The organism is Geomonas agri (genome assembly GCF_020179605.1).
In the GTDB taxonomy this organism is placed as follows: domain Bacteria; phylum Desulfobacterota; class Desulfuromonadia; order Geobacterales; family Geobacteraceae; genus Geomonas; species Geomonas agri.
On the sequence record NZ_JAINZO010000002.1, the window covers coordinates 619,410 to 643,292 of the forward strand.

21 protein-coding genes are annotated in these 23,883 nt (G+C 61.9%); 13 read left to right on the forward strand and 8 right to left on the reverse strand.

Annotated elements, in window-relative coordinates; genetic code table 11:
- The first annotated feature begins 116 nt into the window (after positions 1 to 116).
- Positions 117 to 3,833 carry a pyruvate:ferredoxin (flavodoxin) oxidoreductase gene (nifJ, locus tag K7R21_RS14220; RefSeq protein WP_224983953.1) on the forward strand — a complete coding sequence of 1,239 codons (3,717 nt, stop codon included), beginning with the start codon at positions 117 to 119 and terminating at the stop codon, positions 3,831 to 3,833.
- 80 nt (positions 3,834 to 3,913) lie between these two features.
- Here nifJ and K7R21_RS14225 read toward each other — a convergent pair whose 3' ends face one another.
- The 5 genes from K7R21_RS14225 to K7R21_RS14245 all read right to left on the reverse strand — a co-directional run bounded on the left by K7R21_RS14225 (position 3,914) and on the right by K7R21_RS14245 (position 11,715).
- Positions 3,914 to 5,107, reverse strand: a complete 1,194-nt coding sequence (locus tag K7R21_RS14225) for an MFS transporter (RefSeq protein ID WP_224983954.1) — start codon at positions 5,105 to 5,107, stop codon at positions 3,914 to 3,916.
- 125 nt (positions 5,108 to 5,232) lie between these two features.
- Positions 5,233 to 7,029, reverse strand: coding sequence for a flavocytochrome c (locus K7R21_RS14230; protein ID WP_224983955.1), 1,797 nt, complete (start codon positions 7,027 to 7,029; stop codon positions 5,233 to 5,235).
- A 42-nt stretch (positions 7,030 to 7,071) separates the two neighbouring features.
- Positions 7,072 to 8,352 (reverse strand): porin, encoded by a 1,281-nt coding sequence (locus tag K7R21_RS14235; protein ID WP_224983956.1) that lies wholly within the window; start codon positions 8,350 to 8,352, stop codon positions 7,072 to 7,074.
- A gap of 251 nt (positions 8,353 to 8,603) precedes the next feature.
- The gene (locus K7R21_RS14240) at positions 8,604 to 10,007 is read right to left on the reverse strand and encodes a sigma-54-dependent transcriptional regulator (protein ID WP_224983957.1); all 1,404 of its coding nucleotides are present in this window, start codon (positions 10,005 to 10,007) and stop codon (positions 8,604 to 8,606) included.
- Positions 10,000 to 11,715 carry a transporter substrate-binding domain-containing protein gene (locus K7R21_RS14245; RefSeq protein WP_224983958.1) on the reverse strand — a complete coding sequence of 572 codons (1,716 nt, stop codon included), beginning with the start codon at positions 11,713 to 11,715 and terminating at the stop codon, positions 10,000 to 10,002. The genes K7R21_RS14240 and K7R21_RS14245 overlap by 8 nt, the downstream gene beginning before the upstream one ends.
- Before the next feature lie 282 nt (positions 11,716 to 11,997).
- Between K7R21_RS14245 and K7R21_RS14250 the strand changes: the two genes are divergently transcribed.
- The 7 genes from K7R21_RS14250 (at position 11,998) to K7R21_RS14275 (ending at position 15,696) form a co-directional block, all read left to right on the forward strand.
- Positions 11,998 to 12,378: a NifB/NifX family molybdenum-iron cluster-binding protein gene (locus tag K7R21_RS14250; protein ID WP_224983959.1), complete on the forward strand. Its 381-nt coding sequence runs from the start codon at positions 11,998 to 12,000 to the stop codon at positions 12,376 to 12,378.
- Positions 12,379 to 12,380: 2 nt separating this feature from the next.
- Positions 12,381 to 12,713 (forward strand): DUF134 domain-containing protein, encoded by a 333-nt coding sequence (locus K7R21_RS14255; RefSeq protein WP_224983960.1) that lies wholly within the window; start codon positions 12,381 to 12,383, stop codon positions 12,711 to 12,713.
- Positions 12,714 to 12,715: 2 nt separating this feature from the next.
- Complete coding sequence (locus K7R21_RS14260) at positions 12,716 to 12,970, forward strand: GSU3529 family protein (protein WP_224983961.1); 255 nt, start codon at positions 12,716 to 12,718, stop codon at positions 12,968 to 12,970.
- Between the two features lie 112 nt (positions 12,971 to 13,082).
- Complete coding sequence (locus tag K7R21_RS14265) at positions 13,083 to 13,346, forward strand: hypothetical protein (RefSeq protein WP_224983962.1); 264 nt, start codon at positions 13,083 to 13,085, stop codon at positions 13,344 to 13,346.
- A gap of 62 nt (positions 13,347 to 13,408) precedes the next feature.
- On the forward strand, positions 13,409 to 14,884 hold the full coding sequence (locus K7R21_RS14270; RefSeq protein WP_224983963.1) for a multiheme c-type cytochrome: 1,476 nt from the start codon (positions 13,409 to 13,411) through the stop codon (positions 14,882 to 14,884).
- Between the two features lie 184 nt (positions 14,885 to 15,068).
- Complete coding sequence (locus K7R21_RS20725) at positions 15,069 to 15,191, forward strand: hypothetical protein (RefSeq protein WP_263630716.1); 123 nt, start codon at positions 15,069 to 15,071, stop codon at positions 15,189 to 15,191.
- A gap of 64 nt (positions 15,192 to 15,255) precedes the next feature.
- Positions 15,256 to 15,696 (forward strand): rhodanese-like domain-containing protein, encoded by a 441-nt coding sequence (locus tag K7R21_RS14275; RefSeq protein WP_224983964.1) that lies wholly within the window; start codon positions 15,256 to 15,258, stop codon positions 15,694 to 15,696.
- 156 nt (positions 15,697 to 15,852) lie between these two features.
- On the opposite strand, the gene K7R21_RS14280 is transcribed toward K7R21_RS14275, so the two are convergent.
- Positions 15,853 to 18,255, reverse strand: coding sequence for an ATP-dependent DNA helicase (locus K7R21_RS14280; RefSeq protein ID WP_224983965.1), 2,403 nt, complete (start codon positions 18,253 to 18,255; stop codon positions 15,853 to 15,855).
- Positions 18,256 to 18,400: 145 nt separating this feature from the next.
- On the opposite strand from K7R21_RS14280, the gene K7R21_RS14285 reads away from it, so the two are divergent.
- From K7R21_RS14285 to K7R21_RS14300, 4 genes are all read left to right on the forward strand, one after another.
- The gene (locus tag K7R21_RS14285; protein WP_224983966.1) at positions 18,401 to 18,685 is read left to right on the forward strand and encodes a cytochrome c7; all 285 of its coding nucleotides are present in this window, start codon (positions 18,401 to 18,403) and stop codon (positions 18,683 to 18,685) included.
- A 269-nt stretch (positions 18,686 to 18,954) separates the two neighbouring features.
- Positions 18,955 to 19,383 (forward strand): hypothetical protein, encoded by a 429-nt coding sequence (locus K7R21_RS14290; protein ID WP_224983967.1) that lies wholly within the window; start codon positions 18,955 to 18,957, stop codon positions 19,381 to 19,383.
- 84 nt (positions 19,384 to 19,467) lie between these two features.
- The gene (locus K7R21_RS14295) at positions 19,468 to 19,890 is read left to right on the forward strand and encodes a hypothetical protein (protein ID WP_224983968.1); all 423 of its coding nucleotides are present in this window, start codon (positions 19,468 to 19,470) and stop codon (positions 19,888 to 19,890) included.
- Positions 19,891 to 19,915: 25 nt separating this feature from the next.
- A complete protein-coding gene (locus K7R21_RS14300; RefSeq protein ID WP_224983969.1) occupies positions 19,916 to 21,310 on the forward strand; it encodes a radical SAM/SPASM domain-containing protein in 1,395 nt (464 codons plus the stop codon).
- A 9-nt stretch (positions 21,311 to 21,319) separates the two neighbouring features.
- On the opposite strand, the gene trhA is transcribed toward K7R21_RS14300, so the two are convergent.
- The gene (gene trhA / locus K7R21_RS14305) at positions 21,320 to 21,988 is read right to left on the reverse strand and encodes a PAQR family membrane homeostasis protein TrhA (protein ID WP_224983970.1); all 669 of its coding nucleotides are present in this window, start codon (positions 21,986 to 21,988) and stop codon (positions 21,320 to 21,322) included.
- A gap of 153 nt (positions 21,989 to 22,141) precedes the next feature.
- On the opposite strand from trhA, the gene K7R21_RS14310 reads away from it, so the two are divergent.
- On the forward strand, positions 22,142 to 23,239 hold the full coding sequence (locus K7R21_RS14310) for a phosphotransacetylase family protein (RefSeq protein WP_224983971.1): 1,098 nt from the start codon (positions 22,142 to 22,144) through the stop codon (positions 23,237 to 23,239).
- 276 nt (positions 23,240 to 23,515) lie between these two features.
- Here the strand turns inward: K7R21_RS14310 and K7R21_RS14315 are convergent, their stop codons facing one another.
- Positions 23,516 to 23,788: a cytochrome c7 gene (locus tag K7R21_RS14315; protein ID WP_224983972.1), complete on the reverse strand. Its 273-nt coding sequence runs from the start codon at positions 23,786 to 23,788 to the stop codon at positions 23,516 to 23,518.
- Between the last annotated feature and the right edge of the window lie 95 nt (positions 23,789 to 23,883).

Sequence of the window (23,883 nt, forward strand, 5' to 3'; positions counted from 1 at the left end):
ATTAAATTAGTGATAGCATATTAAACTTCATTATCGCCACCCTCTCTGCGTCCCCATTATTGCCGAACGGGCCAGTTGACGGGTGCGGCCATCTCTGGACAAGGGGGACTGTTCACATGAGTGGAACCAGGAAAACCATGGACGGCAATACCGCAGCGGCTCATGTCGCCTACGCGCTCAGTGAGACCGCGGCCATCTATCCCATCACCCCGTCCTCAACGATGGGGGAAGTTGCGGACGAGTGGGCGGCGGAGGGTCGCAAGAACGTCTTCGGCCAGGTCCTCAACATCAAGGAGCTGCAGTCGGAGGCGGGAGCTGCGGGCGCCGTGCACGGGTCGCTGGTGGCCGGCGCGCTGACCACGACCTTCACTGCCTCGCAGGGGCTGCTGCTGATGCTCCCCAACATGTACAAGATCGCCGGGGAGCAGCTTCCCGGCGTGTTCCACGTCTCGGCCCGCGCCATAGCCACCCATGCCCTCTCCATCTTCGGCGACCACCAGGACGTCATGGCGGCGCGCCCCACTGGCTTCGCCATGCTCTGCTCGTCGTCGGTGCAGGAGGTGATGGATCTCGCCCTGGTGGCGCACTTGGCCGCCCTGGAGGCGAGCCTCCCCTTCCTGCACTTCTTCGACGGCTTCCGAACCTCGCACGAGGTGCAGAAGATCGAGGTGATCGACTCCGAGGAAATGCTCCGGCTGGTGAACCACGACAAGCTGGCCGCCTTCCGCAAGAAAGCCATGAACCCGGAGCACCCGGAACTGCGCGGCACCGCGCAGAACCCGGACATCTACTTCCAGGGACGCGAGCGGGCTAATCCCTTCTACCAGGCGTTACCACAGGTGGTGACCGAGACTATGGAGCGGGTGGGACAGCTGACCGGGCGGCACTACCGCCTCTTCGACTACATCGGCCACGCCGAGGCCGACCGGGTCATCATCACCATGGGCTCGTCGTGCGAAACTACCGAGGAGGTGGTGCAGTACCTGAACGGGCAAGGCGAGAAGGCGGGCCTGGTCAAGGTGCGCCTGTACCGCCCCTTTGACGCTGATGCCCTTCTCGCCGTCATCCCCCCCACCGCAGCCAAGATCACCGTGCTCGACCGCACCAAGGAACCGGGCTCGCTGGGCGAGCCGCTCTACCAGGACGTCTGCACGGCTTTGCTGGAGCGCGGGGGCGAGATGCCGGAACTTTACGCCGGGCGCTATGGCCTGGGCTCCAAGGAATTCCGGCCGGTGCACGTGAAGAGCATCTTCGACAACATGGCCGGCCACCCCGGCAAGCGCCACTTCACGGTCGGCATCACCGACGACGTGAGCGACAGCTCGCTCCCCGTCGAAGGCACCCTCTCCACCACGCCCGAGGGAACCATCCAGTGCCGCTTCTGGGGCATGGGCGCCGACGGCACCGTCGGGGCCAATAAGGCCGCCATCAAGATCATCGGCGACAACACCGACCTCCACGTCCAGGCCTACTTCTCCTACGATTCCAAGAAGTCGGGCGGGATCACCGTCTCGCACCTGCGCTTCGGCGAGAGCCCCATCCAGTCTACCTATCTCGTCGACGCGGCCGATTTCATCTCCTGCCAAAAGGCCCCGTACGTGCAGATCTACGACCTGCTGGAGGGGATCCGGGAAGGTGGCACCTTCCTGCTCAACTCCCCCTGGAACAGCGTCGAGGCGATGGAGGCCAACCTCCCCGCCACCATGCGCCGCGCCATCGCGCAGAAGAAGGTGCGCCTCTACAACGTGGACGCCATCAGCATCGCCCAGTCCGCCGGGCTGGGTGGGCGCATCAACATGATCATGCAGACCGCCTTCTTCAAGCTCTCCGGCGTCCTCCCCTTCGAGCGGGCCGTGGAACTTCTGAAGGATTCCATCCGCAAGGAGTACGGCCGCAAGGGGGACCAGGTGGTGGAGATGAACCTGGCCGCGGTTGACCTTGCCGTGCAGAGCCTGATCGAGATTTCCTACCCCGATTCCTGGCGCGACGCCGACGACCAGCGCGGCACCGACTTCCGCCTCAACCAGCAGATGCCGGACTACATGCGCGACATGGTCTTCCCCATCCTGCGCCAGAAGGGTGACGACCTGCCGGTTTCCTCGTTCGCCCCCGACGGCGTTTTCCCCTTCTCCACCGCGCGCTACGAAAAAAGAGGCGTCGCCATCAACGTCCCCGAGTGGATCAAGGAAAACTGCATCCAGTGCAATCAGTGCGCGTACATCTGCCCGCACGCCACCATCCGCCCCTTCGTTGCCACCGACGGTGAATTGGCCAACGCCCCCGAGACTTACCAGACGATTCCGGTCAACGCCAAGGAACTCAAGGGGATGGGCTTCCGGATCCAGGTCTACACCATGGACTGCATGGGGTGCGGCAACTGCGCCGACATCTGCCCCGCCAAGGTGCCGGCGCTGGTGATGAAGCCGATCGACACCCAGTCCGCTGTTCAGGAGGAAAACCGCAAGTTCGCCGAAACCCTCTCCCCCAAGGGGCACCTGGTGAAGCGGACCACGGTGATCGGCAGCCAGCTCCAGCAGCCGCTCCTCGAGTTCTCCGGCGCCTGCTCCGGCTGCGGCGAAACCCCGTACGCCAGGATCGTCACCCAGCTCTTCGGCGAGCGGATGATGATCGCCAACGCCACCGGCTGCAGCTCGATCTGGGGTGCCTCGGCGCCGGTCTCACCCTACTGCGCCAACGCCGACGGGCACGGCCCCGCCTGGAACAACTCGCTCTTCGAGGATGCCGCCGAGTTCGGCTTCGGCTACCACATGGCAGTTTCTCAGCGCAGGCACCTTTTAGCCGACCAGGTGCGCCGCGCTGTGCACAGCCTGCCGGAAGGGGAACTCAGGGAAGTGCTTAATGCCTGGCTGGCGGGGATGATGGACCCGGAACTCTCCCGACGCCACGGCGAGCGATTGAAGGAGCTGCTACCAAAAGCAGGCGACAACGAACTCCTGCAACAGATTGCCGTCTCTGCCGACCTGTTCACCAAGAAGTCGATCTGGATCTACGGCGGCGACGGCTGGGCCTACGACATCGGCTTCGGCGGCCTGGACCACGTCATCTCCACCGGCGAGGATGTGAACCTCCTGGTGATGGACACCGAGCTCTACTCCAACACCGGCGGCCAGTGCTCCAAGGCCACCCAACTGGGCGCCATTGCCCGGTTCGCAGCCTCCGGCAAGCGGACCTCCAAGAAGGACCTGGGGCGCATGGCCATGACCTACGGCTACGTCTACGTCGCGTCCATCGCCATCGGCGCCGACAAGAACCAGACACTGAAGGCGATCACGGAGGCGGAGGCCTATCCCGGCCCATCGCTCATCATCGCCTATTCGACCTGCATCAACCAGGGGCTCCGGAAAGGGATGGGGAAATCTATCGAGGAGAGCCAGCTCGCGGTCAAGTGCGGCTACTGGCCGCTGTACCGGTACAACCCGCTCCTGAAGCTGGACGGGAAGAACCCGTTCATCCTGGAGTCGAAGAAGCCCGACGGCAGCATGGCAGAGTTCCTCTCAGGCGAGGTGCGCTTTCAGGCACTGGAAAAGCAGAACCCCGAGGTGGCGCGGCAACTGCGCGAGCAGATGGAGCAAGAGGCAATGGAGCGTTTCCGCATGTTCCGAGACATGGCCGACTGGCAACCGACCAAGGGGGACGTCCCCAAGGAGGGTGGCAGGAAGCACGACCACGTCCCCGCCGCAGCGGGTGCCGCCGAGGAGCCGTCGCCGGTCTGCGTCAGCGCGACCAGCGACCCGCGCTACAGCCGCCCCAGCGAACCGGAGGAGGAATGCGACGACGGTCGCGCCGGGATCGACAAGAACATCAAGGAGTAGATAGACAGGAAGGAAAAACGGGAGCTGCTGACCACGGCGACGGTGTTGATCCGGCCGTGGTAGCCGCTCCCGAAGTTATTTCAGGCAGGTGAGCAGGCGCAGTTTCTTTTCTCCCGCACCATGGTACAGACTGCGAAAAGGGCCGCTGCCGCCAGGCCGATCCAGCCGGCGGCGTAAAAGACGGCAGTGAGCCCGAAATGATTCTGCAACCATCCCCCAAGTAGCGGTCCCACCACGAATCCCAGGTTCAGCGCAGTGTTGAAGATGCCGACCGCCAGCCCCGTCCCGTGACGCTCGCCCTGTTCCAGAAGAAGCGCCGTGCTGGCCGGCTGCGAAAGGACGCTGCACAGCCCGATCCCGCCCCCCAGCATGAGCACCTGATGAAACCCTTGGGCAACAGGAATCAGGAAATAGAGCAGCGACACCGAGACCCCGCCCAGGAGCACGAGGCCCTTGCGGGGAAGCCGGTCCGACAACCGGCCGACCGGGCGCAGCAGCGAGCTGATCACGACGGTGCTGGAGGCGAGCACCACGCCGGTCTGGGTGCCGGTCAGTCCCAGCCGCCCGTTCAACAGAAGGGGCAGGAAGCCCGCCAGCAGCGAAATGCCGCACCCCCGTCCAAAGATGAATACCAACAGCCCGCCCATAGCGCCGTGGCGTGCCGCTTCCAGGGCGTCCGGCAGTGCCACGGCCGCAGCCGGCTTTCGGGACGGGCCTGCCACAGCGTTGCGAGGTATGCGCCGCAATGCGACGGTCAGCGCGAACAGACAGAGAAGTGCAAGGCAGGAGAATATGCCGTAGAAACCGCACCAGTCGTGCAGGGCACCGCCGAGAAGCGGCCCTATCCCGATGGCAAGGTAAAAGGAGATGTCGAAGGTCCCGGTGGCGCACCCCTCCCCTTTGTTGCTGCTCGTGGCTCCAACCAGCGACAACATCACGGGACGGAACATCGCGCAGGCGCCCCCTTGCACCACTCTCAGCAGCGTGATGAGCACCAGGCTGGAACTTAAAAGGTAGCCAATGGAAACCAGGAGATAGAGAGAAAGGCTGAGCGTGACGGCCGTCCTCGGGCCGAAGCGGTCCACGCAGGCCCCCATCGGTGGGCCAAAAACGATCTTGGAAAGGGAGAAGAGGAGGAGCGGCAGGCCCAGCAGGATGCCGCGCCCGCCCAGACTGAAAAGGTAGGTGGAGAAGAAGGCATCCGCGATGCCGAAGCCGAGGCTGGTGGCGAAATTTATCAGAAACAGCGACTGGAACAGGTTTTCGTTCTTCATGCCGGTGTCCTTGCAGGGTTTCGCTTCCGTACGTCCGTCCCTGCCCGATGGTGCCCTGCCTTGTGCTCATGGTGAAGCGCCCTGCGCTTGCCGGCACAGGGCGCTTCTGTTGTGACGGGTACTGCCTATTTCGCTTCTTTCACGAAACTTGCCGCGTTGCTGCCGGCGATCCTGCCGAAGACCACGGTGTCGGTGATGGCGTTGCCGCCCAGGCGGTTCCAGCCATGCACGCCGCCGGTGACTTCGCCCGCTGCGTAGAAGCCGGTGATCGGCTTACCGTCCTTGGCTATCACCTGCGCCTCGGTGTTGATCTTCACGCCGCCCATGGTGTGGTGGCGACCCGGCTTGACCCAGATGGCGTAGTACTTCGGTCCGTCCACCGGGCGCGGGATGTCCTGGCGCTGGAATTCCGGATCCTTCTTCGCCTCGAACGCCTTGTTGTAGGCTGCCACCGTGGCGCTAAGCGCATCAGCCGGCACACCCATCTTGGCCGCCAGGCCGGCGATGCTGTCCGCCTGCTGCACCAGCCCGAGGACGATGTAGCCGTCGATCTGGACGTTGCTTTTGCGTGTGCTCTCGCCCAAGACCAGGAAGGCCGACTTCTCAGGCTGCGCCAGGATGGCGGCGGAGGCCTTGTCGCGGGTGGTCAGCTCGTTGACGAAGCGCTTGCCGGCATGGTTCACGAGGATGGCGCCGCTGCCACGCACGGTTTCGGAGATGAGGACCTTGGTTTCGCCCCCCATGGTCGGGTGGATCTGGATCTGTTCCATGTCGATGAGCTTGGCGCCCACTTTTTCCGCGAGGAACATCCCTTCGCCGGTCGCGCCCGGCTGGTTGGAGGAGGCGGTTTCCCTGAACTGCGGCTTGTAGGAGCCGACCAGCTCGTTGTTGGCGGCGAAGCCGCCCGCGGTGTCGATCACGGCCTTGGCGTTGATGGTGTACACGCCGCTATGCTTGCCTTTGACCTGGACACCGGTGACGCGCCCCTTTCCGTCGGAGAGGATCTGTACCACCTCGGAGTTCACCCTGACGTCGATGTTACGCTTGGCCGCGTTCTCCCGGTACACCTTGATCAGGTGCGGGCCCACCGCGGCCCCACCCACGGGACGGTGGGTACGGTCGACCGCGACGCCACCCGAGCGTACCAGGTCGGTCATGTCGGCACCCAGCGACACCAGGAAGTCAACCGCATCGGCGGATTTGTAGGCAAGGACCTTGACCAGTTCGGGGTCGTTCTTGTCACGCCCCCCCTTCATGGTTTCCTTCACCATCTCGGCCGGGTCGTCGTGCATCCCCAGCCGCTCCTGGTAGCGAGTCCTGGCGGCGTTGATGCCACCGGCCGCCAGCATGCTGTTGCCGCCGGTGATGGGCATCTTCTCCAGGAGGATCACCTTCGCGCCGGCATCGTGGGCGGTGATGGAGGCGACGTACCCGGAGCCGCCCGCACCGATGACTACCACGTCGGTCGACTCGATCCGGTTCGATTTAAGGTCCTTCTTGCCGGGTGCCGCTTCCTGCACCCACTTCTTGTCGGTAGATTCTTTCTCGGTCCCCATGGCCGGGATCTTCATCGCGAAGCTGTGGCAGTAGTTGCAGTACGCCTTGGAGGCAACGTGCCCCTTGTGGCAGGCGGTACAGTTGGTCTCGCCCAGGTGCGAGTTGTGCGGGTTGATGTGTTCCTTGGTTTTCGTCGCCAGCTCGGCAAAGCCGCCATGGCACCCCTTGCAGTTCTTGTTCAGCGCCGTCTCGCTGTCGTCCACGGTAAGCGTTTTCCCGTGGCAGTCGGCGCAGGTTACCTGGTTCTTCTTGTGCACCCCGGAGAGGAAGGAGCTCTTGCTTGAGTCCTCTCCCCAGGCCGCGGATACTACGATGAGCAGGGCTACCGCGAACAGCAGTGCCGGTACGATCATTTTGCGTTTCATTTTTGTCTCCTGTTAGTGCGTCGTCTTGACCTGACCAGTCACCTAGAACAGCAGCTGCACCTGGGCGCGCGCCACGAGGTCGTCAACCTGCCCTTTGTAGGTGTGGCGGTTGCCGATATCGCCCTGGATCTTCAGGTTGTTGCCGTAGAGGAAGTAGTTGACCGCCCCCTGGATCTCGGAAATGGAGTCGTTGGAGACATTGCGGTTGGGATCCATCCAGGCGTAACGCAGGGCCAGTTCCAGGCGCTGCGGTATCACGAAGTAGCCGGCCTGGACGTAGCCGCCCCTGGCGATCAGCTCCTTGCCGGAGGTTTCACCCTCGGCCTTGCCCCAGTAGTATTCACCCTGCATCGACGCACCCAGCCACTTGAAGGCGACATCGGCTTCCCACGAATCGACGTTGATGTCCTCCGCAACCGTGGTACCGAAGTATTTCGCCTTCACTGCCGTGCCCAGCCAGCCATTGGTATCGGTTACGAAGTTGGAGTTGTTGTTGTCGATGGCGGAAGTCGCCGCGGTCCCGGTTCCGGCGACCGTCTTTTTCACGGTATTGAGGTAGTAGCTGCTTCCCAGCGAAACCAGCGGCTTCTGGGAGTATTCCAGGTCGCCCTCGCCGTATTTCATGTCGCCCAGCGGGTTTACGGTCAGCCTGAAGTTGTACGCATTGTCGTTGGTTTTGTTCTTGGTGTTCTGGCCTGCGCCGCCGAAGATGCCGGCATCGTACTTGACCATCCCGGTCCAAAGGTCGCCATGCAGGTTGATGCCCATATCGTACCCCTGCATGAAGGCATTCCGGACGAAGGACCCGTCGACGAACTGCTGGGCCGTGTTGGAGGTGATCCACTGCCTGGAGTACTGGATTTTCTCCTGTCCTAACATCACCTGCAGTTCGTCGGCGACCCGGTACTTCATGTTGACCTCTTCCATCGCCTTGGAGTTATCCTTCACTACGTTGGCCCAGTTGTAGGTGGCCTTGTAGGTGAGGTCCTTGGTGAAGGCGTAGCCGCTCAGAAGGGTCTTGACGCGCCGCAGGTTGAACTGGCTCACGTCCTGCTTGGTGGCCAGCTCGTAATCATCCATCTCGTACTGGGCCTGGATCTGCCCGCCCAGTACAAACTGGAATTTCTGGTCCGGCGAGGTGAGGACGAATCCCTTGCCCAGCTTGTAATCGTAAGGCTTGGCTTTGGAGGCTTCCTTGAACTCCGCCTCGGTGATGACTCCCTTCTCTTTCAGGATATCCTCCAGGCTCTTCGCCTGGGCATCGTGCCCTACAGCCAGTGCCGCCAGAAAACCTGCCATCGCCATTGCCGCTTTCTGATTCATGATCTTCTCCTTCGGTATGTTGGGGCGCAGGCCCCGTGATTGCTTTTGATCTCATGAGAGCAGGATCAATACCAAAGGCGAAATTAGCCGTAAGTGGTTATGATTACAGGTGAAATTACAACGGGGAGGGAGGCAACGGCTATAGACTCAGGCTATAGGACTTAGCGTACCGCAAGGGTTATGCCTTTTATTACGGGGGATTTACAGCGTTATTGCCGAAGTCTATAGCTATAGACTCCGGCAATAGGGGTTTAACCGCGGGACAATTTCAGGCGTTTCCAGAGGGAGGGTTGGGATATACCGAGCAGTCGTGCTGCCAGGGTCTGGTTGCCGCCGGCGCGGTTCATCGCTTCCTCGAGGAGGTAATTGGCCGCGTTGGCGAAGGTGGGCAGAGGCTCGAAGCCCGCAAAGGGGTTCTGGTCCGGCGCCCGCTCCGCAACTCCTCCGCCGGCGCTGATCGCCTTGGCAAAGGAGTCCATGGAAAGCATGCGCTCCTTGTGCGTGCTCACCGCGTCGAAAACCATGGCCTTCAGTTCGCGGACGTTGCCCGGGAAGCTGTAGGTGGCGAGCAGCTGCACCAACCCGGGGGGCGGAGTCGGCTTCTTCTTGCCCAGCGTCGCGGCAGCCTCCTCGAGGAACAGGTCGAGCAGGTACGGCAGGTCACCCTTGCGGCTGCGCAGCGGTGGCACCTCCACGTGGTGGGTGCGCAGCCGGTAGAACAGGTCGCGCCTGAAACTACCCTCGGCCACTTTCGCCTCCAGGTTCTGGTGGGTCGCCACCACGATGCGCGCCTTGAGGCGCCGGGGCTGGTCGCTCCCCAGCGGGAAATACTCCCCTTCCTGGAGCAGCCGCAAAAGTTTCACCTGGGACGCGATGCTCAGGTCCCCGATCTCGTCGAGAAACAGGGTACCGTTGGCGGCCGCCTCGATCATGCCGCGGCGCACCCCTTCGGCACCGGTGAAGGCGCCGCGCAGGTGGCCGAAAAGGGTGTCCGAGAACACGGTGTCGTCCAGCCCGGCAACGTTCACGGCCACCAGTTCGCCCCGGCAGCGGCTCAACCGGTGGGTGGCCTGGGCCAGGAGTTCCTTGCCGGACCCGCTCTCGCCCGTGATCAATAGCGGCAGCGGGCTGACGGCCACCGCCTCGATATAGGCAAAGAGTGCCTGCATGGCCCGGTCCGCCGTACAGATGGCGGAAAACGCCTCCGGGTGCTGCAACTCGCAGGACACGAAGCGCCGCGCCATCTCCTTGTCGTCGCGTTGCAGTTCCAGGTGCTTGATGGCACGCAGGACGCCGCAGACGATGCGCTCCTCGTCATCGGTCTTGACGTAGTAGTCGTAGGCACCGAGCTTCATGCAGTTGACCACCTTGCCCACCTGGTTCAGGCCGCTCACCACGATGACGGCCACACCCGGGAAACGTTCCCCGACCTGGACCAGGAGGTCCTCGCCCGAGACGTGCGGCATGGTGAGATCGAGCAGCACCAGGCCCACCTCACCCTGGGCGAGGATATCCAGCACGTTCCGGCTGTCGCTGCAAAGCTCCACGTTGGTGATACCGGAGCTGCTCTCCAACGCGAGCGACAGCGAGCGCAGCCATGCCGGTTCGTCATCGACAAGCAGCACCTTGAAGCTCGGGTACAGCTCACTATCCATGTTCGCTCCCCGCCACGGCAGCCGGCAGGGCGAGGGTGACCGTGGTTCCCTTGCCCAAGCTGGATTCGAAGCTGATTTCGCCGCCGTGGTCCTTGATGATGTTGGCCGATATGGAGAGCCCGAGTCCGGTCCCCCCGCTCTCGCGCTTGGTGGTGAAGAATGGGTCGGTGAGGTGCTTCAGGTGCTCGGGCGAGATCCCGGTCCCCTCGTCGTGCACGGTGAGCATCACACGGCCGCTGCCGGCATCGTAGCTGGTCTGCATGCTTATGGCCCGGCTTGGATCAGGCAGCGCCTGCCCCGCATTCATGACCAGGTTCACCACCACCTGCTCCAGCCGTTGCTCGTTGCCGAAGACCCTGGGCAGCCCTTCGCCGTAGCTGGCGCTGAAATTGTTGGTCATCTTCCGCGTCGCCACGTCCACCAGCCGCACCGCCGTCTGCACCACGTGATTGAGGTCGAGGGACTCCTTGCGTGCCTCGTCGTCCTTGCGCGCGAAGTTCTTGAGGTCCTCGACCGTTTTCTTGATGCGCTGGGCGCCGTCCTGGATCTCGTCAAGGATCAGCGGCACCTCCTGCCGCACCCTCTGGTAGCGAATCCCGCCAAGGGCGAACTCCCCCTCTTCCTCCTGGTAGCGGTCCAGTATCCGCTCCGCGTCCCTGAATATCTTCTTCAGGGTCGGCATGTTCATCAGGATGATGCCGGTGGGGTTGTTGATTTCGTGGGCCACCCCGGATACGAGGATCCCCAGGGCGGCCATCTTATCGGCCTGCACCAGTTGCTGCTGATTTCTCTGCAACTCCGCCAGGGCGTTGGAAAGCGACTCCGTCCGCTGCGCCACCTGCCGGCGCAGGGAGTACGACCAGAACACCGTCGCCGCCAGGATCAGGGAGAGCGGGATCACCACCAGCGCCGCGTATTTCGCCACCGTGACCCACGAGGTGCGCTGGGGTTCCAAGACGCCGATCCACTTGTCGTAGATCTGGTTGAACTCTCCGGTTTTCTTAAGAATGGAGAGCCCCTCGTTCATCTGGGCCACCAACTCCGCGTTCCCCTTTTTCACGGCGTAGCAGTAGTAACGCTGCGGCGCCACGTTGGTCGCCACCGGCACCAGGTTGGTAAGCTTCTCCTCGCGGATGATGTACATGGCCGGCAGCAGTGCCACCACGGCGTAGTCGCACTGTCCGGCCGCCAGTTGCTGCAGGGTCTCGCGCGGGCTGTCGGTCAGCACCAGGTCCGGATCGTAGTGCCGCTCCTGCAGGTAGCTGTGCATGCCTCCGCCACGATGCACCAGCACCTTCTTCCCCTTGAGGTCTTCCAGGCTCTTAACCGCCGGCGTCCCCTTCCGTGCGAAGATGGCCTGCACGATGATCGAGTGCGGAGTGGAGAAATCGTACTCCTTCGCCCTCGTCTCGGAGTAGGAGAGCCCCTCGAGGATGTCTATGTCACCGCTGTCCAGTCCTTTGAGGATTTTGCCAAAATCGTCCAGCCGGATACTGACCTGCAAACCCATGACCCTGGCTATGGCCCTGGTGAGGTCGACGATGTAGCCTGCCGGCTCGCCGTTCTTGTCCAGGAACTGGTACGGAGGGTAGTTGCTGTTGCCGCCGACGACGATGACTCGCAGATCACGGCCGGTTGCCTGTTCGGCGTGCGCCCCGGTAACGGTCAGGCCCAGAATGATCAGCAGCAAAAGGATCCTAGTAAACATGGCAGGAGGCTCCTGAGCGCAACTGGTTACTGGCATTGGCAAAGGAAGGAGCATAAGAGTGAGGGGGGGCTTCGCGGCACTTATAACACCTGCGGCAAGTTCGCGTCAAAGCAAATTCCTTTGCGCCGACCCGGCATCTCCTCTCCACCTAGTATCTGTCCCAGCCAATCCCACACAAGTTATGCGAGAAAAAACAATCTTCTGTTTACAAGATATTGACATATGTGTTCTTGAATGTTAGATCTGTCTTGTGCATATACACAATACATTCGGAGTTATTTCATGAAAGTTTGCTTTCCAGTTGAACAGAATAGCGGTCTCTCCAGCGCAGTTTACGGCCATTTCGGCTCGGCTCCGGGGTTTGTCGTCGTCGACAGCGCCACCGGTGAGTGCACTGCCATCAATAACGGCGACCGCGTCCACCAGCACGGTGCCTGCAACCCCGTGGCAGGTCTGGGCGGGCACCATGTCGACGCCGTCGTGGTCGGCGGAATCGGCGGCGGCGCGCTGCACAAGCTGAACGCGGCCGGGATGAGGGTGTTCCGAGCCGGAGGAGCAACGGTTGCCGACAACCTGGCCCTTTTGGAAGCGAACCAACTCGAGGAGTACCTCCCCGGCCATACCTGCGGCGGCCATGGCCACGGCCATGGGTGTTCCCACTAGTCGTGCCGCGTCCACGCAAGCCGAGAAACTGTGTCTGCCCGCACCGTGTCGGCTTCTCCGTGGTCTTCAAGCCGGCAGGCACCCCACTCAAAGATCTGGGCCAAGTGCAACTTGCCCATGACGAGCTGGAGGCCCTGCACCTGTGTGACGGGCAGGGTAAGACACAGGAACAGGCCGGTGCCTGCATGGGGATCTCACGGGGGACCGTGCAGCGCCTGCTGACGGCGGCCCGACGCAAGGTGGCCGACACATTGGTACAGCAAAAAGCGCTGACGATCTCCGCTGGGCCGGGACAAGCCGCTACCGATCCATGCACCGGGCCAACAACGGAGTAGCCATGGAATTGCTCGAGCAGCTCGTTGAAACAGCACAGCGCCAACACGAAGAGGCCGACCTCCCTGACTGGATCGTGGAGGAGATCATCGCTCTCCGCGCTGCCCCGGCACCGGCCCACGGGCGGGATGACCTGCTCGCGCTTCTCTTGCTGCAGTTGGAGGATTTCGACAGCTACGCCGGAGCGGGCTGTTTCGGGGACTCCGTCAGTGCCGCCACCATAGCCGCGACGCTGGACCGGATACGCGGCGTGGCCTGAGGCGGCCATGCTACAGAGCAGTTCTGCCGCCACGGTCACCGGCTCCGGCGGCACCCACGGCACGGCCGTTTAGGCCTGCCGTTTAAATTATGTAGATGTTTCGAGGTGTGTTATGGCGTGCGAACTCGTCGAATGCTGCCAGTTCTTCAAGGACAACATGAAGGACCTCCCCAAGGCGGCACAGTACATTCAAAGTAAACTCTGCTTCGGTGACTACCAGAGCTGCAACAGGTACCAGATCTATAAGCAGACGGGGGAGCATCTTCCCTTCGATATGTTCCCGAGCGATCAGGAGGCGATCAAGAAGGTGAAGCAGTGCCTGAACAAGAAAATGCGCTGCCCCAAGTCGCCCAAGGTGCCCAAGGACTCCGAGTAACCCGAGAACGAATTGTCCAGGCTGCGCCACTAGGTCCCGAAACCAGCCTCAAAGGAGGGTTTGTGCCGTTCCCCAGGAAGATCGCAGTCATGCTTGCGACCTCAGCAATGTTGGCCGCCTTGACCGGCACAACGCATGCCGCGTCCGCACTGTTCGACGTCAATCGTGATTTCTACCCGTACTATCCATCCCTCATCAAATGGGACAAGTCCACCCTCGATTTCACCCCCCCCAGCGTCTGCCAGGGATGCCACGAGAAGCAATATAAGGAATGGAGCGGTTCCGTGCACCAGCTCGCCTTTCAGGACCCTGTGTACCAGGGAGAACTGAACAAGGCGGTCAAGGCGGTGGGGCACGAGATCTCGCGCCAGTGCGAGGGATGCCATTCCCCTGCCGGGATGGTCACCGGCGAAATCAAGGGACCCGGTAACGCGGGTCTGAGCGAGATGGCGCTGGCGGGCGTCTCCTGCGACATCTGCCACTCGGTAAGCGCCGTTACCCACTGGCAGACGCCGTCCCACGAACCGGAGAACGGCTCCTTCATCCTCACTCCCGGCGCCGAAACCAAAGACGGCCCGCGCTTTGTCAAGCGCGGCCCCTTCACGCCGAGCGCCGAATGCGGCGGGGGCTTCCACGACTGCGCCACAAGTCCGCTGCACCTGCGGGCCGACCTTTGTGCCTCCTGCCACCAGGTCTACCATTACGACGCCCACTTCCCGCTGGAAGCCACTTACCTCGAGTGGAAGCACGGCCCCTACGCCCAGCGCGACATCCTTTGCCAGGACTGCCACATGGTCGATACCGCGACCTTCATGGCGGCGGCCGACCGGTTCGCCAAGCCGCAGCGCCAGGACTATCGGCACTACTTCAACGGCGCCAACTACCTCTTGAGCTATCTCGCCGCCGGCGCCGCAACCAAGGCCGGGAACACGGACCAGGCCAAGCTCTTGATGAAGCAGTACACCATGGCCGTGGACCGGCTCAAATCGGCGGCGGCGGTGGAGATTATGCCAAGCTACGCCAAGGGGGAACTCACTGAGTTGCGCGTGCGCGTGAAGAACCTGCGCGCCGGCCATAACCTCCCCACCTCGCTCACCAACGTGCGCCAGATGTGGCTGGAGATCAAGGCCAAGGACGATGCCGGCAGGCTCCTGCTCAGCAGCGGCCAGGCCAGCGCGGATGGCTCCCTGCCCGCCGACGCCAGGCTCTTCAATTCCGATGGGATGGGCGACAATTTCCATTTCGCGGTCGATCCCTGGGTGGTCACCTCCTTTTCCCGGCACGACACCATCCCGCCCAAGGGGTACAAAGACGTACACTACGGCGTCCCGCCGCTCAAGGGAGCGAAGAAGCTGAACGTCGAGGTGAAGCTGCGCTACCGCCAAGCCGACCAGAAAGTGGCTGAGGCGCTGCTGAAGGCCGTTCCCAAGGATATAGACCTGGAAAAGATCTACGGCATCAAAGCCGTGCCCCCGCTGCCAGTTGTCGACATGGCGGTTCAGCAGGTCGTCCTCGCCCCGCACCAGACCAAACGGTAAAAACAACTCCTGCATCAGCCTCCAGTAAGCCCCCGGTCCCCCGGGGGCTTTTTTTTGCCCCGAGAAGTGTCTATCGAATAAACCAATACAGTTTAAAGTTTTCATCGAAACTATCGGTTTGACTTATTGCCCTAGCGAACATATAAAAATCCTCATACTTTTATCTTCGGTGGGGGGATCTGTTATGAACGACGGTTTTCAGGTGCATTCGGACCCGGAGCTCTGGGAAGAGCTCGGCATGGACGTGGCCCGCTTCTCGGGCATGCCCCCGGCGCGGCCTTGCATGCTGGCTGCTCCTGAGGGCTGACGCGATAAGTAGATAGCAACACGGGCCGCCCGGCCCGATACAAAGCGAAACAGGAGATGAGAAGATGAGAAGAATTTTGGCCCTTACCTTGGCGGTTGCAGTGACCCTGGCCGCAACGGCAGCCTTTGCCGGCAGCCTCTTCGGTGGCAACTACCAGTACGTAGCGCCCGGCGAATTCAAGAAATGGCTGGAGACCGGTAAAAAGATGCAGATCGTAGACATCCAGGTCCCGGCCGAGTTCCAGCAGCACCACTTCAAGGGAGCCGTCCAGACCAACGCATTCCCGGTGAAGTCAGCCGAAGACAAGCAGAAGCTGGACCGGGTACTTCCGCAGCTGACCGCCTCCCGGGAGGAGATCGTCATCATCTGCCCACGCGGTGGCGGCGGTGCCAAGAACACCTACGACTATCTGAAAGGAAAGGGGATCGCCGAGGCGCGCATGCACATCCTCGAAGATGGCATGCAGGGATGGCCGTACCAGGCCCTGGTGGTGCAGGGGAAATAACCTGGCCGGTCTCTACGAACAGAAAAGCCGCCTCTTCGCTGGAAGAGGCGGCTTTTTTTATGCCGACCCTCTCCCGCCGGGAGAGGGTGCCCGAAGGGCGGGTGAGGGAGGGTGGTGGCAATCCCCTCACCCTAGCCCTCTCCCGAGGGGAGAGGGCTAGGGTGAAGGTTTGGCCCAAAAGTCGTCGATATCCTTCAGTATCGCACCGGACACCAGTTCGTCCGCCCGCGTCTCGTACCAGTCCGCCGGCATGGCGCTGCTGTAACTCTCCTCCAGGAAGCGGTCGTCCATGAGCACGATCACGCCGCGGTCGGTCTCGGATCGGATCACCCTTCCCGCCGACTGGATCGCCTTGGACATGGCGGGAATGGTGTAGGCGTACTCGAACCCCTTGCCGTAGTGGCGCTGGTAGTAGGCGCGCATCTCCTCGCGCTCCAGGTCGTAGTTCGGTAGCGGCGGTCCAACCACGAAGGCGCCAATCACCATGTCCCCCGCATAGTCTACCCCTTCCGAAAGCGATCCCCCCTGCACCGCGAGGACCACGGTGGGCGCCTGTCCCGACCGTAGCTGTTCCAGGAACTCGGCCGTCCTTGCGCCCTTCATGTTGCGCTCCTGCCGGAGCACCTCGAACCCCTCCGGTACCCGGAACAGCTCGGCGACCCGCTCCAGGAACGTGAAACTTGGGAAAAAGGCCAGGTAGTTGCCGCGCCTGAGCGCTACGATCCGGGCCAGGGCGTCCGCGATGCGGGCGTAGTTGCGCTCGCGCTGGGAATAGCGGGTGGAGACCTGCGGGATGATCAAAAGCTTGCGCCGCTCTGGGGGAAACGGGCTCTGGAACTCGGCCCAGCGCACCTGGTCCGGGTCGAGGCCGGAGAGCTTGGCGTAGTACTCCATCGGCTTGAGCGTCGCGGAGAACCCCACTACCTGCTGGTACTCGGCGTAGCGCTCCCGGATCAGCTCGGATGCGTCGCAGCAAGTCACCTTAATGCTCCCCCCCGCACCGTGCGGCTGGTACGAGGTAAAAAATTCCTGGCGTTCCGAGCGCACCGCGAACTCAAGCGTCTCGGTGAACTCGGACCAGTAGTAGCAGAGACGCAGGACGGGATCCTCTTGCCTGACCTCCACGTCCGCCTCGAGGTAGCGGGACAAAAGCCCGCGCAGCCGGCCGTCCAGGTCCAGGAACGGGGCCAGCGGCGGCTCGATCCTCGCGGCTTTGCCATCCTCCCCCCGACGGCAGGAGAGTACCGCGGCCACGCATTCATCCAGGAGCCCCGCCGCCTCCCGCCGAAACGACAACGGCACCCCGGCCAGGTCCTCGCGCATCCCCTCCAGCACCGTGCTGGAGAGCCGCGGAGAGTAGTACTCCATGGCCCGCGAGGGGAGGTTGTGCGCCTCGTCGATGACCAGGCTCGGCTTGCCCACCTGGTCCACCGGGAGCCCTGCGGCACGCCCCAGCGCCGAGCGCGGCGCAAAGACGTAGTTGTAGTCGCAGATGACCACGTCGGCCAGCTTGGCACAATCGATCTGCAGCTCGAAGGGGCAGACCTGGTACTGTTCGCCGAACTGCCGGAAATGGCGGCTTCTGAGGCTCCTTTTTTTCTCCAGCAGCTCCACCAGACCGTGGCGCGCCACCTTGCCGTAGTAGTCGCGGGCGTACTCGCAGTACTCCGGGGTGCAGATCGGCTCCTCCTGGAAGCAGATCTTGCTCTTGGCGGTGATGGTCAACGAGCGCAGCTTCGCGCCGGCCTCGCGGAACCGGTGCACCGCGTCCTCGGCGACCTCGTGCTGGCTGTTCTTGGGCGTCACGTAGTACACCGTCTGTCCGCGCCCCAGCGCCTCCCTGAGCACGGGGTGCAGCACCCCTACCGTTTTGCCCAGGCCGGTCGGCGCCTGGATCAGCATGCGCCGCCCCATCGCCATCCCCAACTCAACCTCCTGCATCAGCTCCACCTGCCCGGGCCGCGGCTTCTCGAAGGGGAACGGGAAGGCTGCCGCGACTTTGTGCCTGCGCTGCGCTCTCTTGGCCGCCAGGGCCGCCTCGCGAACCAGTTCCTCCAACCGCGCATCGAACCATGCCTGGTACTGTTCCAGGTCGAGCCGGACCTCGAGGTCCGCGGACTGCCCGTTGCGCGAAGAGACCAGGTGGAAGGTGAGGCGCGGTACCACCCCGTGTTCCAGAAAGTGGAAGTAGCCGTAGGTGTACAGCTGCAGACAGTAGGGCTCCTGGAGTGATCCGCCCGCCAGGCGCCGCTTAAGGTCCCACAGGTTGAAGCAGCTCTTGATTTCCTCGATGCAGTGAAGGTCGCGGCCGGACACGCCGTCCATGCGCCCGTTGACCTGGAAACGGAAGCCGCCCCGCTCGATGAGCCGCCCGACCGGCACCTCGGCCTGGTAGGTCGGGTCGTCCTGCCCCCGTTTCCGCTGCACCCGCTGGTGGATCTCCTGGCCGTCCCTGGTGGAGCGGTCGTAGCCCGATCGTGGCTCGATACTGCCGGTACGCGGCACGGGAAGAGCGAAGTAACCTACCGGGATGTTGATGACGTCTTTTGCTGGTTTCATGCGCTGCAGCCCCTTGATTCTCCGCCACTTTCTAATGACAACTCCTCTTTTGTCAAGTTAAGAATGGGCAGGGCGTTGCAATACCTGGCTGAAAGGGTATCCTCTTCTGCGTATTTCTAATTACATGCCTAAAGGAGACGAAAACATGAGAAGAGCCATTGCAGCCGCCGTCCTTTCCGTGTTCTGTGCCGGGTTTGCTTTCGCCGCAGACGAGACCGTGGTGGTGCTCCCCGCGAAGAACGGCAACGTGACCTTCCCGCACAAGAAACACAAGGACATGGCGGAGATGAAATGCACCAACTGTCATGAAACCGACAAGGGCGGGAAAATTGCTGCCCTCGGCAAAGACTGGGCACACAGTACCTGCAAGGGGTGCCACACCGACAAGGGCAAAGGGCCCACCAAGTGCAACGAATGTCATAAGAAGTAACGCTCCTTCCCGCCCTGCCTGCACCCCGGCGGAGGCCACGGCCTCCGCCGTTTTCATGTCCCCTTCCCCTCCAGCAAAAATCAATTAGGACAGCGTCGGAAACATTGACAATCTCTAATTTTCAGAGATAATGAAGTCGCTCGCCGTCCCCCTTTCATCATTTATCGAAAGACACCCCCTTGCCCTGTCTTGGCTCCTCGAATCGGGGGCGGCTCGCGCTGCACCATAAAGCTCTCCCCATTAAAGGTTGAGGCAGAGGAGATTCACTCATGAGGGACCCTTTCCACGACCTGCACCATCACGAAACTGTCAGCACCTCCCATATCAGGTTGATCTCCAAGGGAGGCAGCTCGCACCCGCGGAGCACGGAACTGGTCTGCATCGACTCCATCCAGGCCACTCAATGCTGCAGCACCGAAGCTCAGCACACGGTGTACCCAGGTAACGTCGCTTCAGGCCCGGTGATACCTGAAAGTTTGGTCTGCACCCTCCCCCCGGAACATACCGGGGACCTTGACCGCGGAGTGCTGCCCTCTTTGCTGCGGCAACGCCTGCAACTGTTGCAGCTCCCGCTGGATCAGGCTGCCACGGTTTCGGTCAGGGAGCACGGCAAGCAGTGGCAGGTAGCCGACGAAACCTGCTCTTACTCGGTCAGGCTGATTGGGGGACGGATCGCAGCGTATGCCGAGCTGCGCTGATACCGCGGGACACGATCGCTTTTATTACCGGTAGCCGGCTTAAGAGCACTGTTGCCGGATGCTATCCAATGAAAGGAGAGAGCGATGGCCGAGGAAAACATTGGTGGGGACAACGGCGGCAGCAAACACTTGAAACTGGTCTCCGAGGGGGACGGAGACTCTGCAACCAGGCGCGCTCAGTGCTGGTCGCCGGACCAGATCGTCGCCAGCTGCATCACCTCCCAGCAGATGGAGAACTTCAGGGCCTACAACAACGTGTGCATGACCCTTCCGACCAACGATATGTACGTATTCTCGCTACCGCTGGAGCATGCTGGCGAACTGGACCGTGGGGAGATCCCGCAGGCGGTGTGCCAGCAGTTCGAGGCGAACGGCTCGGCGCTCTCGCCGGCCGCGAAGATCAATGTGCAACAGCCCGGAAGAGTCTGGTTTATCATCGATCTGGATCGAAAGTACTCGGTCCGGATGGTGCCGACGGGTTTGCTGGTCTACAGCGAAAGGTTGTGATCAGCGCCGCAGCCGGAGAACGGTCATGAGCGACTACCATACCTTCGAGCAGGGAGGTCAGCACTTCCTGTTCTTCAGCCGTACCGCGAGGCTTTACCAAATCAGCCCTCTGGCGGCCCGACTGCTGCGGCGATGCGCACCGGCTGGCCCCGGAGCGGGCCAGCCCGGTCCGCAAACGGCGCGGCCCCCGCTGGGGCCGGAGGAGACCGCCCTTTACGGCGAACTGACAGAGCTCTTCAGCAGGGAGCGCGCCGTCCCGCTCCCTGCTTCCTACCTGCAGGAAGGATCTACCGACACAAACAGCTACCAGACCTTTTCCATCTACCTTGCCCAGTCGTGCAACCTGGCCTGCTGCTACTGCTGGAACCGTGGCGGCACGTTCGGCAAGCCCGGCCACGTCATGGGGTGGAACACCGCCCGTCGAACCACGGAACTTATCGTTTCCCTGGTGGAGCGCTCTAGCGCGGAAAAGATCTTCATAAACTTCTATGGCGGGGAACCGCTGCTCGATTTCCCTGTTCTGCAGCAAATTACCCGCGAACTCCTCAAACACGAGGCACGGCTGGGCAAAAATTTCTTCCTGACCCTCGATACCAACGGCACTCTGCTGCAGGGGCACCCCGCGCAGTTCCTGGCTCGCCACTTCACCCAGGTTGGGGTCAGCCTGGACGGTAGCCCGCGCATCCACGACTTGCAGCGCCCCGGAAAGTACGGTGAGGAAACCTGGCAGCAGATCGTCAACAACATCATGAGCTTTCCCAACCAGAAACTGCTCGGCATACGGGCCACGCTAACGACTTTTTCCGACAGCTACCTGGAAACCTTCCGCCACCTAACCACCCTGGGCGTCGGGCGCATACAGCTGGAGTACTGCCACGAGCCCGGATACCATCAAAACCCCATCTACGAGAAGCTGATCGTCCCCCCCCGCCGGCAGCTGGTCGAACTTCAAGAATTCGTCGATTACTACGTCGATTACATTGCCAGCTACAAGAGCACCCGCGATATTCCTATCGTTTCCAACCTCTTGGATAGCATCAACAGGATCAGGCGCGCCAGCCGCTTCACCCGCCCCTGCGGCGCCGGCAACAACACCCTGGCCATCAACAGCCGCGGCGAAGTCTTTCCCTGTATAGCGTTCGTGGATCGTCCCGACTTCGCCATGGGTCAGGCAGGAAAGGGATCCTTATCCCTGCACGAATCCCTGCAAGGATTCGATGTGGACAGCCAGCTCCCGTGCCAGGCCTGCTGGTTGCGCTACGATTGCGCCGGCGGCTGCTACGCCACCCACTACGACATGACTGGGCACCCCCGGCAGCCACACCCCGAATACTGCCAGAATATGCAGGGACGGGCCGAGGTGTTCTTCTACGCCCTCACCCAGATCCTCTCCAAATGCCCGTGGCATCTGGAACGGTAACCCTGCCTGTTACCGCCCGTAGGGCGTCACGTACCAGAAAATTGCAAGGAAGTGGAAGGCACTGCCAACCAGCACGAACACGTGCCAGATGGCGTGGTTGTAAGGAAGGCGGTCCCAGAGGTAGAACAGGACTCCGAGGGTGTAGGCGGCACCGCCGGCAAAGAGCAGCAGCAGCCCGTTCAAGGCAAGGGAGGCTGCGAGCGGCTTGATGACCAGGAGCACCAGCCAACCGAGCCCCAGGTAGAGCATCGGCCCGAGGTAGGGGAGCCGGTGCGTGGTGTACAGTTTCATGAAGGCGCCTACGCTTCCCAGTCCCCACACCGTGATCAACAGCCAGTACCCCGACGCTCCGCGCAGGGTAACCATGGCGAAGGGGGTGTAGGTCCCGGCGATCATAAAGTAGACGCAGGCATGGTCCAGGATACGGAACAGGTAACGCAGGCGCGGCCTTCTCACGCTGTGGTAGATGGTGGAAACCGCGTAGAAGAGGAGCATGGCCCCGGCATAGACGGAGGTTGAGACGATGCGCGCCATCTCGCCGATACTCACCGCGAGGTTGATCAGGGCCGCTGACCCTGCCGCGCTGAGCATGAACCCCACACCGTGGGTCCACCGGTTGGCAAACTCCTCCGCCTCGGTGTAATGAAAGAGCCGCTTGCTGAGATCGTCGTCATCCATGGCCACCCCCTAGCATTAACACCCGCTTAAGATACCTCGACTTTTCCTGTTCCGCAATCACCCCGCCCCCCTTTGAACTTGACAAGCCGTCCCTTCGATACCATCATGGGCATCGCGTTTACACTATGCTAATGAGGTATAGCGGAGGCAAACTTGGCCAGGAAGATTTTCGTTGCGGCTTCAGGTCAGAACATCGGTAAAACCACCATCAGCGTGTCGCTGCTGCACCTGGCCCAGAAAAAGTACGGGCGGGTCGGCTTCATGAAGCCCCTCGGGCCCAAACCCACCGTTTTGCGTGGCATCCCGGTGGACAAAGACGCCGCGCTGATGGCGCAGGTTTACGGCCTGATCAAGGACTTGCGCTACATGTCGCCGGTGGTGGTCTACCCGGAAACCTCCCGCCAAGCCATCGACGGCGAACTGAACCTCCCCGAGCTCGCCGATCGCATCATGACCAGCTATGCAGAGCTGGAGAAGCACTGCGACTTCATTGTCATCGAGGGTTCCGGCCACCCCGGCGTCGGCTCGGTACTGAACCTGTCCAACGCGCGCATCGCCAAGATGCTGGGGGCACCGGTCCTGATGCTGAGCGGAGGGGGCGTGGGCAACGTCATCGATACCCTGGCCATGAATACGGCGCTTTTCAAGCTGGAGTGTGCCGATGTGCGCGGGGTCCTGGTGAACAAGCTGTTCACCGAAAAACGCGACACCATGCTGGATTACCTGACCCGTGCCTTTGCGGGACAGCCATTTTCCGTTCTCGGTGGGTTCGATTACAAACCGGTACTGGCCAATCCATCTTTGGGCCGGGTGGCGCGCCTGCTCGACCTCCCGCTACACGGCAACCGCCGCGAGGTGAAGCGCATCATCCATCACGTGCAGATAGGGGCAGCCTCGACCCAGCGGGTCACCGAGATGTTGCGCGATTCCTCGCTTTTGCTGGTGACCAGCAGCCGCGACGAATTGCTGGTCACCCTGGCCAACCTGTACCAGATGCCCGAATTCCATCAGCAGATCGCCGGTTTGGTCATCTCGGGCCAGGCACCGGTCAGTGGCATCACTCAGCGCATCATCGACCGCAGCAACATTCCCTATTTCCGTACCAACCAGACCACTACCGACCTCTACAAACTCATCACCGAGGACGTTTCCAAGCTGACCGCCAAGGACACCGAGAAACTCGCCCTGATCCGTTCTCTGGCCGATGAGCGTCTTGATTTCGACGCGATCGACGAGCTGTTTGCGCAGTAATACCGGGAGCCGCTTCTCAGCCCCCTCGCCGGATAGCATGACATGTCCTATCCCCCTTCCTTGGCGCGCCGGCATGCTCGGGTGTGTGGTCCCATGAGGGAGTAAGTTGGCACAACGTCCCCCCTATGCAAAAGGGGGGGCCAGGGGGGATTTTTAGGTGAGGCTGCAGCAAGGGCCGTGAGCTTACATCCACCGGCGAAACTAAAAAGGCGGCCTCCTTAGGAGAGCCGCCTAGCGCCGTCCCTGTTGTGGAACAGCTCGCAGAGTTCCTGCTGACTACTTCTTGTGGCAATCGGCACACTTGGTGGGGCCGGCGCCCTTGTCGCTGTGGCACCCTTTGCAGGTCTTGTGCGCCCAGTCCTTGCCGAAGCCTTCGATCTTGCCCGGTCCCTTCTCGTGGCACGCCTTACAGTCCTTCAACACCTCCTGGTGTTTCTTGTGGTTGAAGGTGATGTTGCCGTTTTTAGCCGGCAGGGTGATGACATCGGCGGCGAAGGCGGCTCCGGCACCGAAAACGACGAGGGCTGCTGCGATGACTACCTTTTTCATGGTCTGCTCCTTTTTTCTTTTTGAGTTTTTTACTGCCGAACTGTGGTAAAAATAGCATCTGGTCCGCCGCCCCGGTATCGACATCTATAGCAATT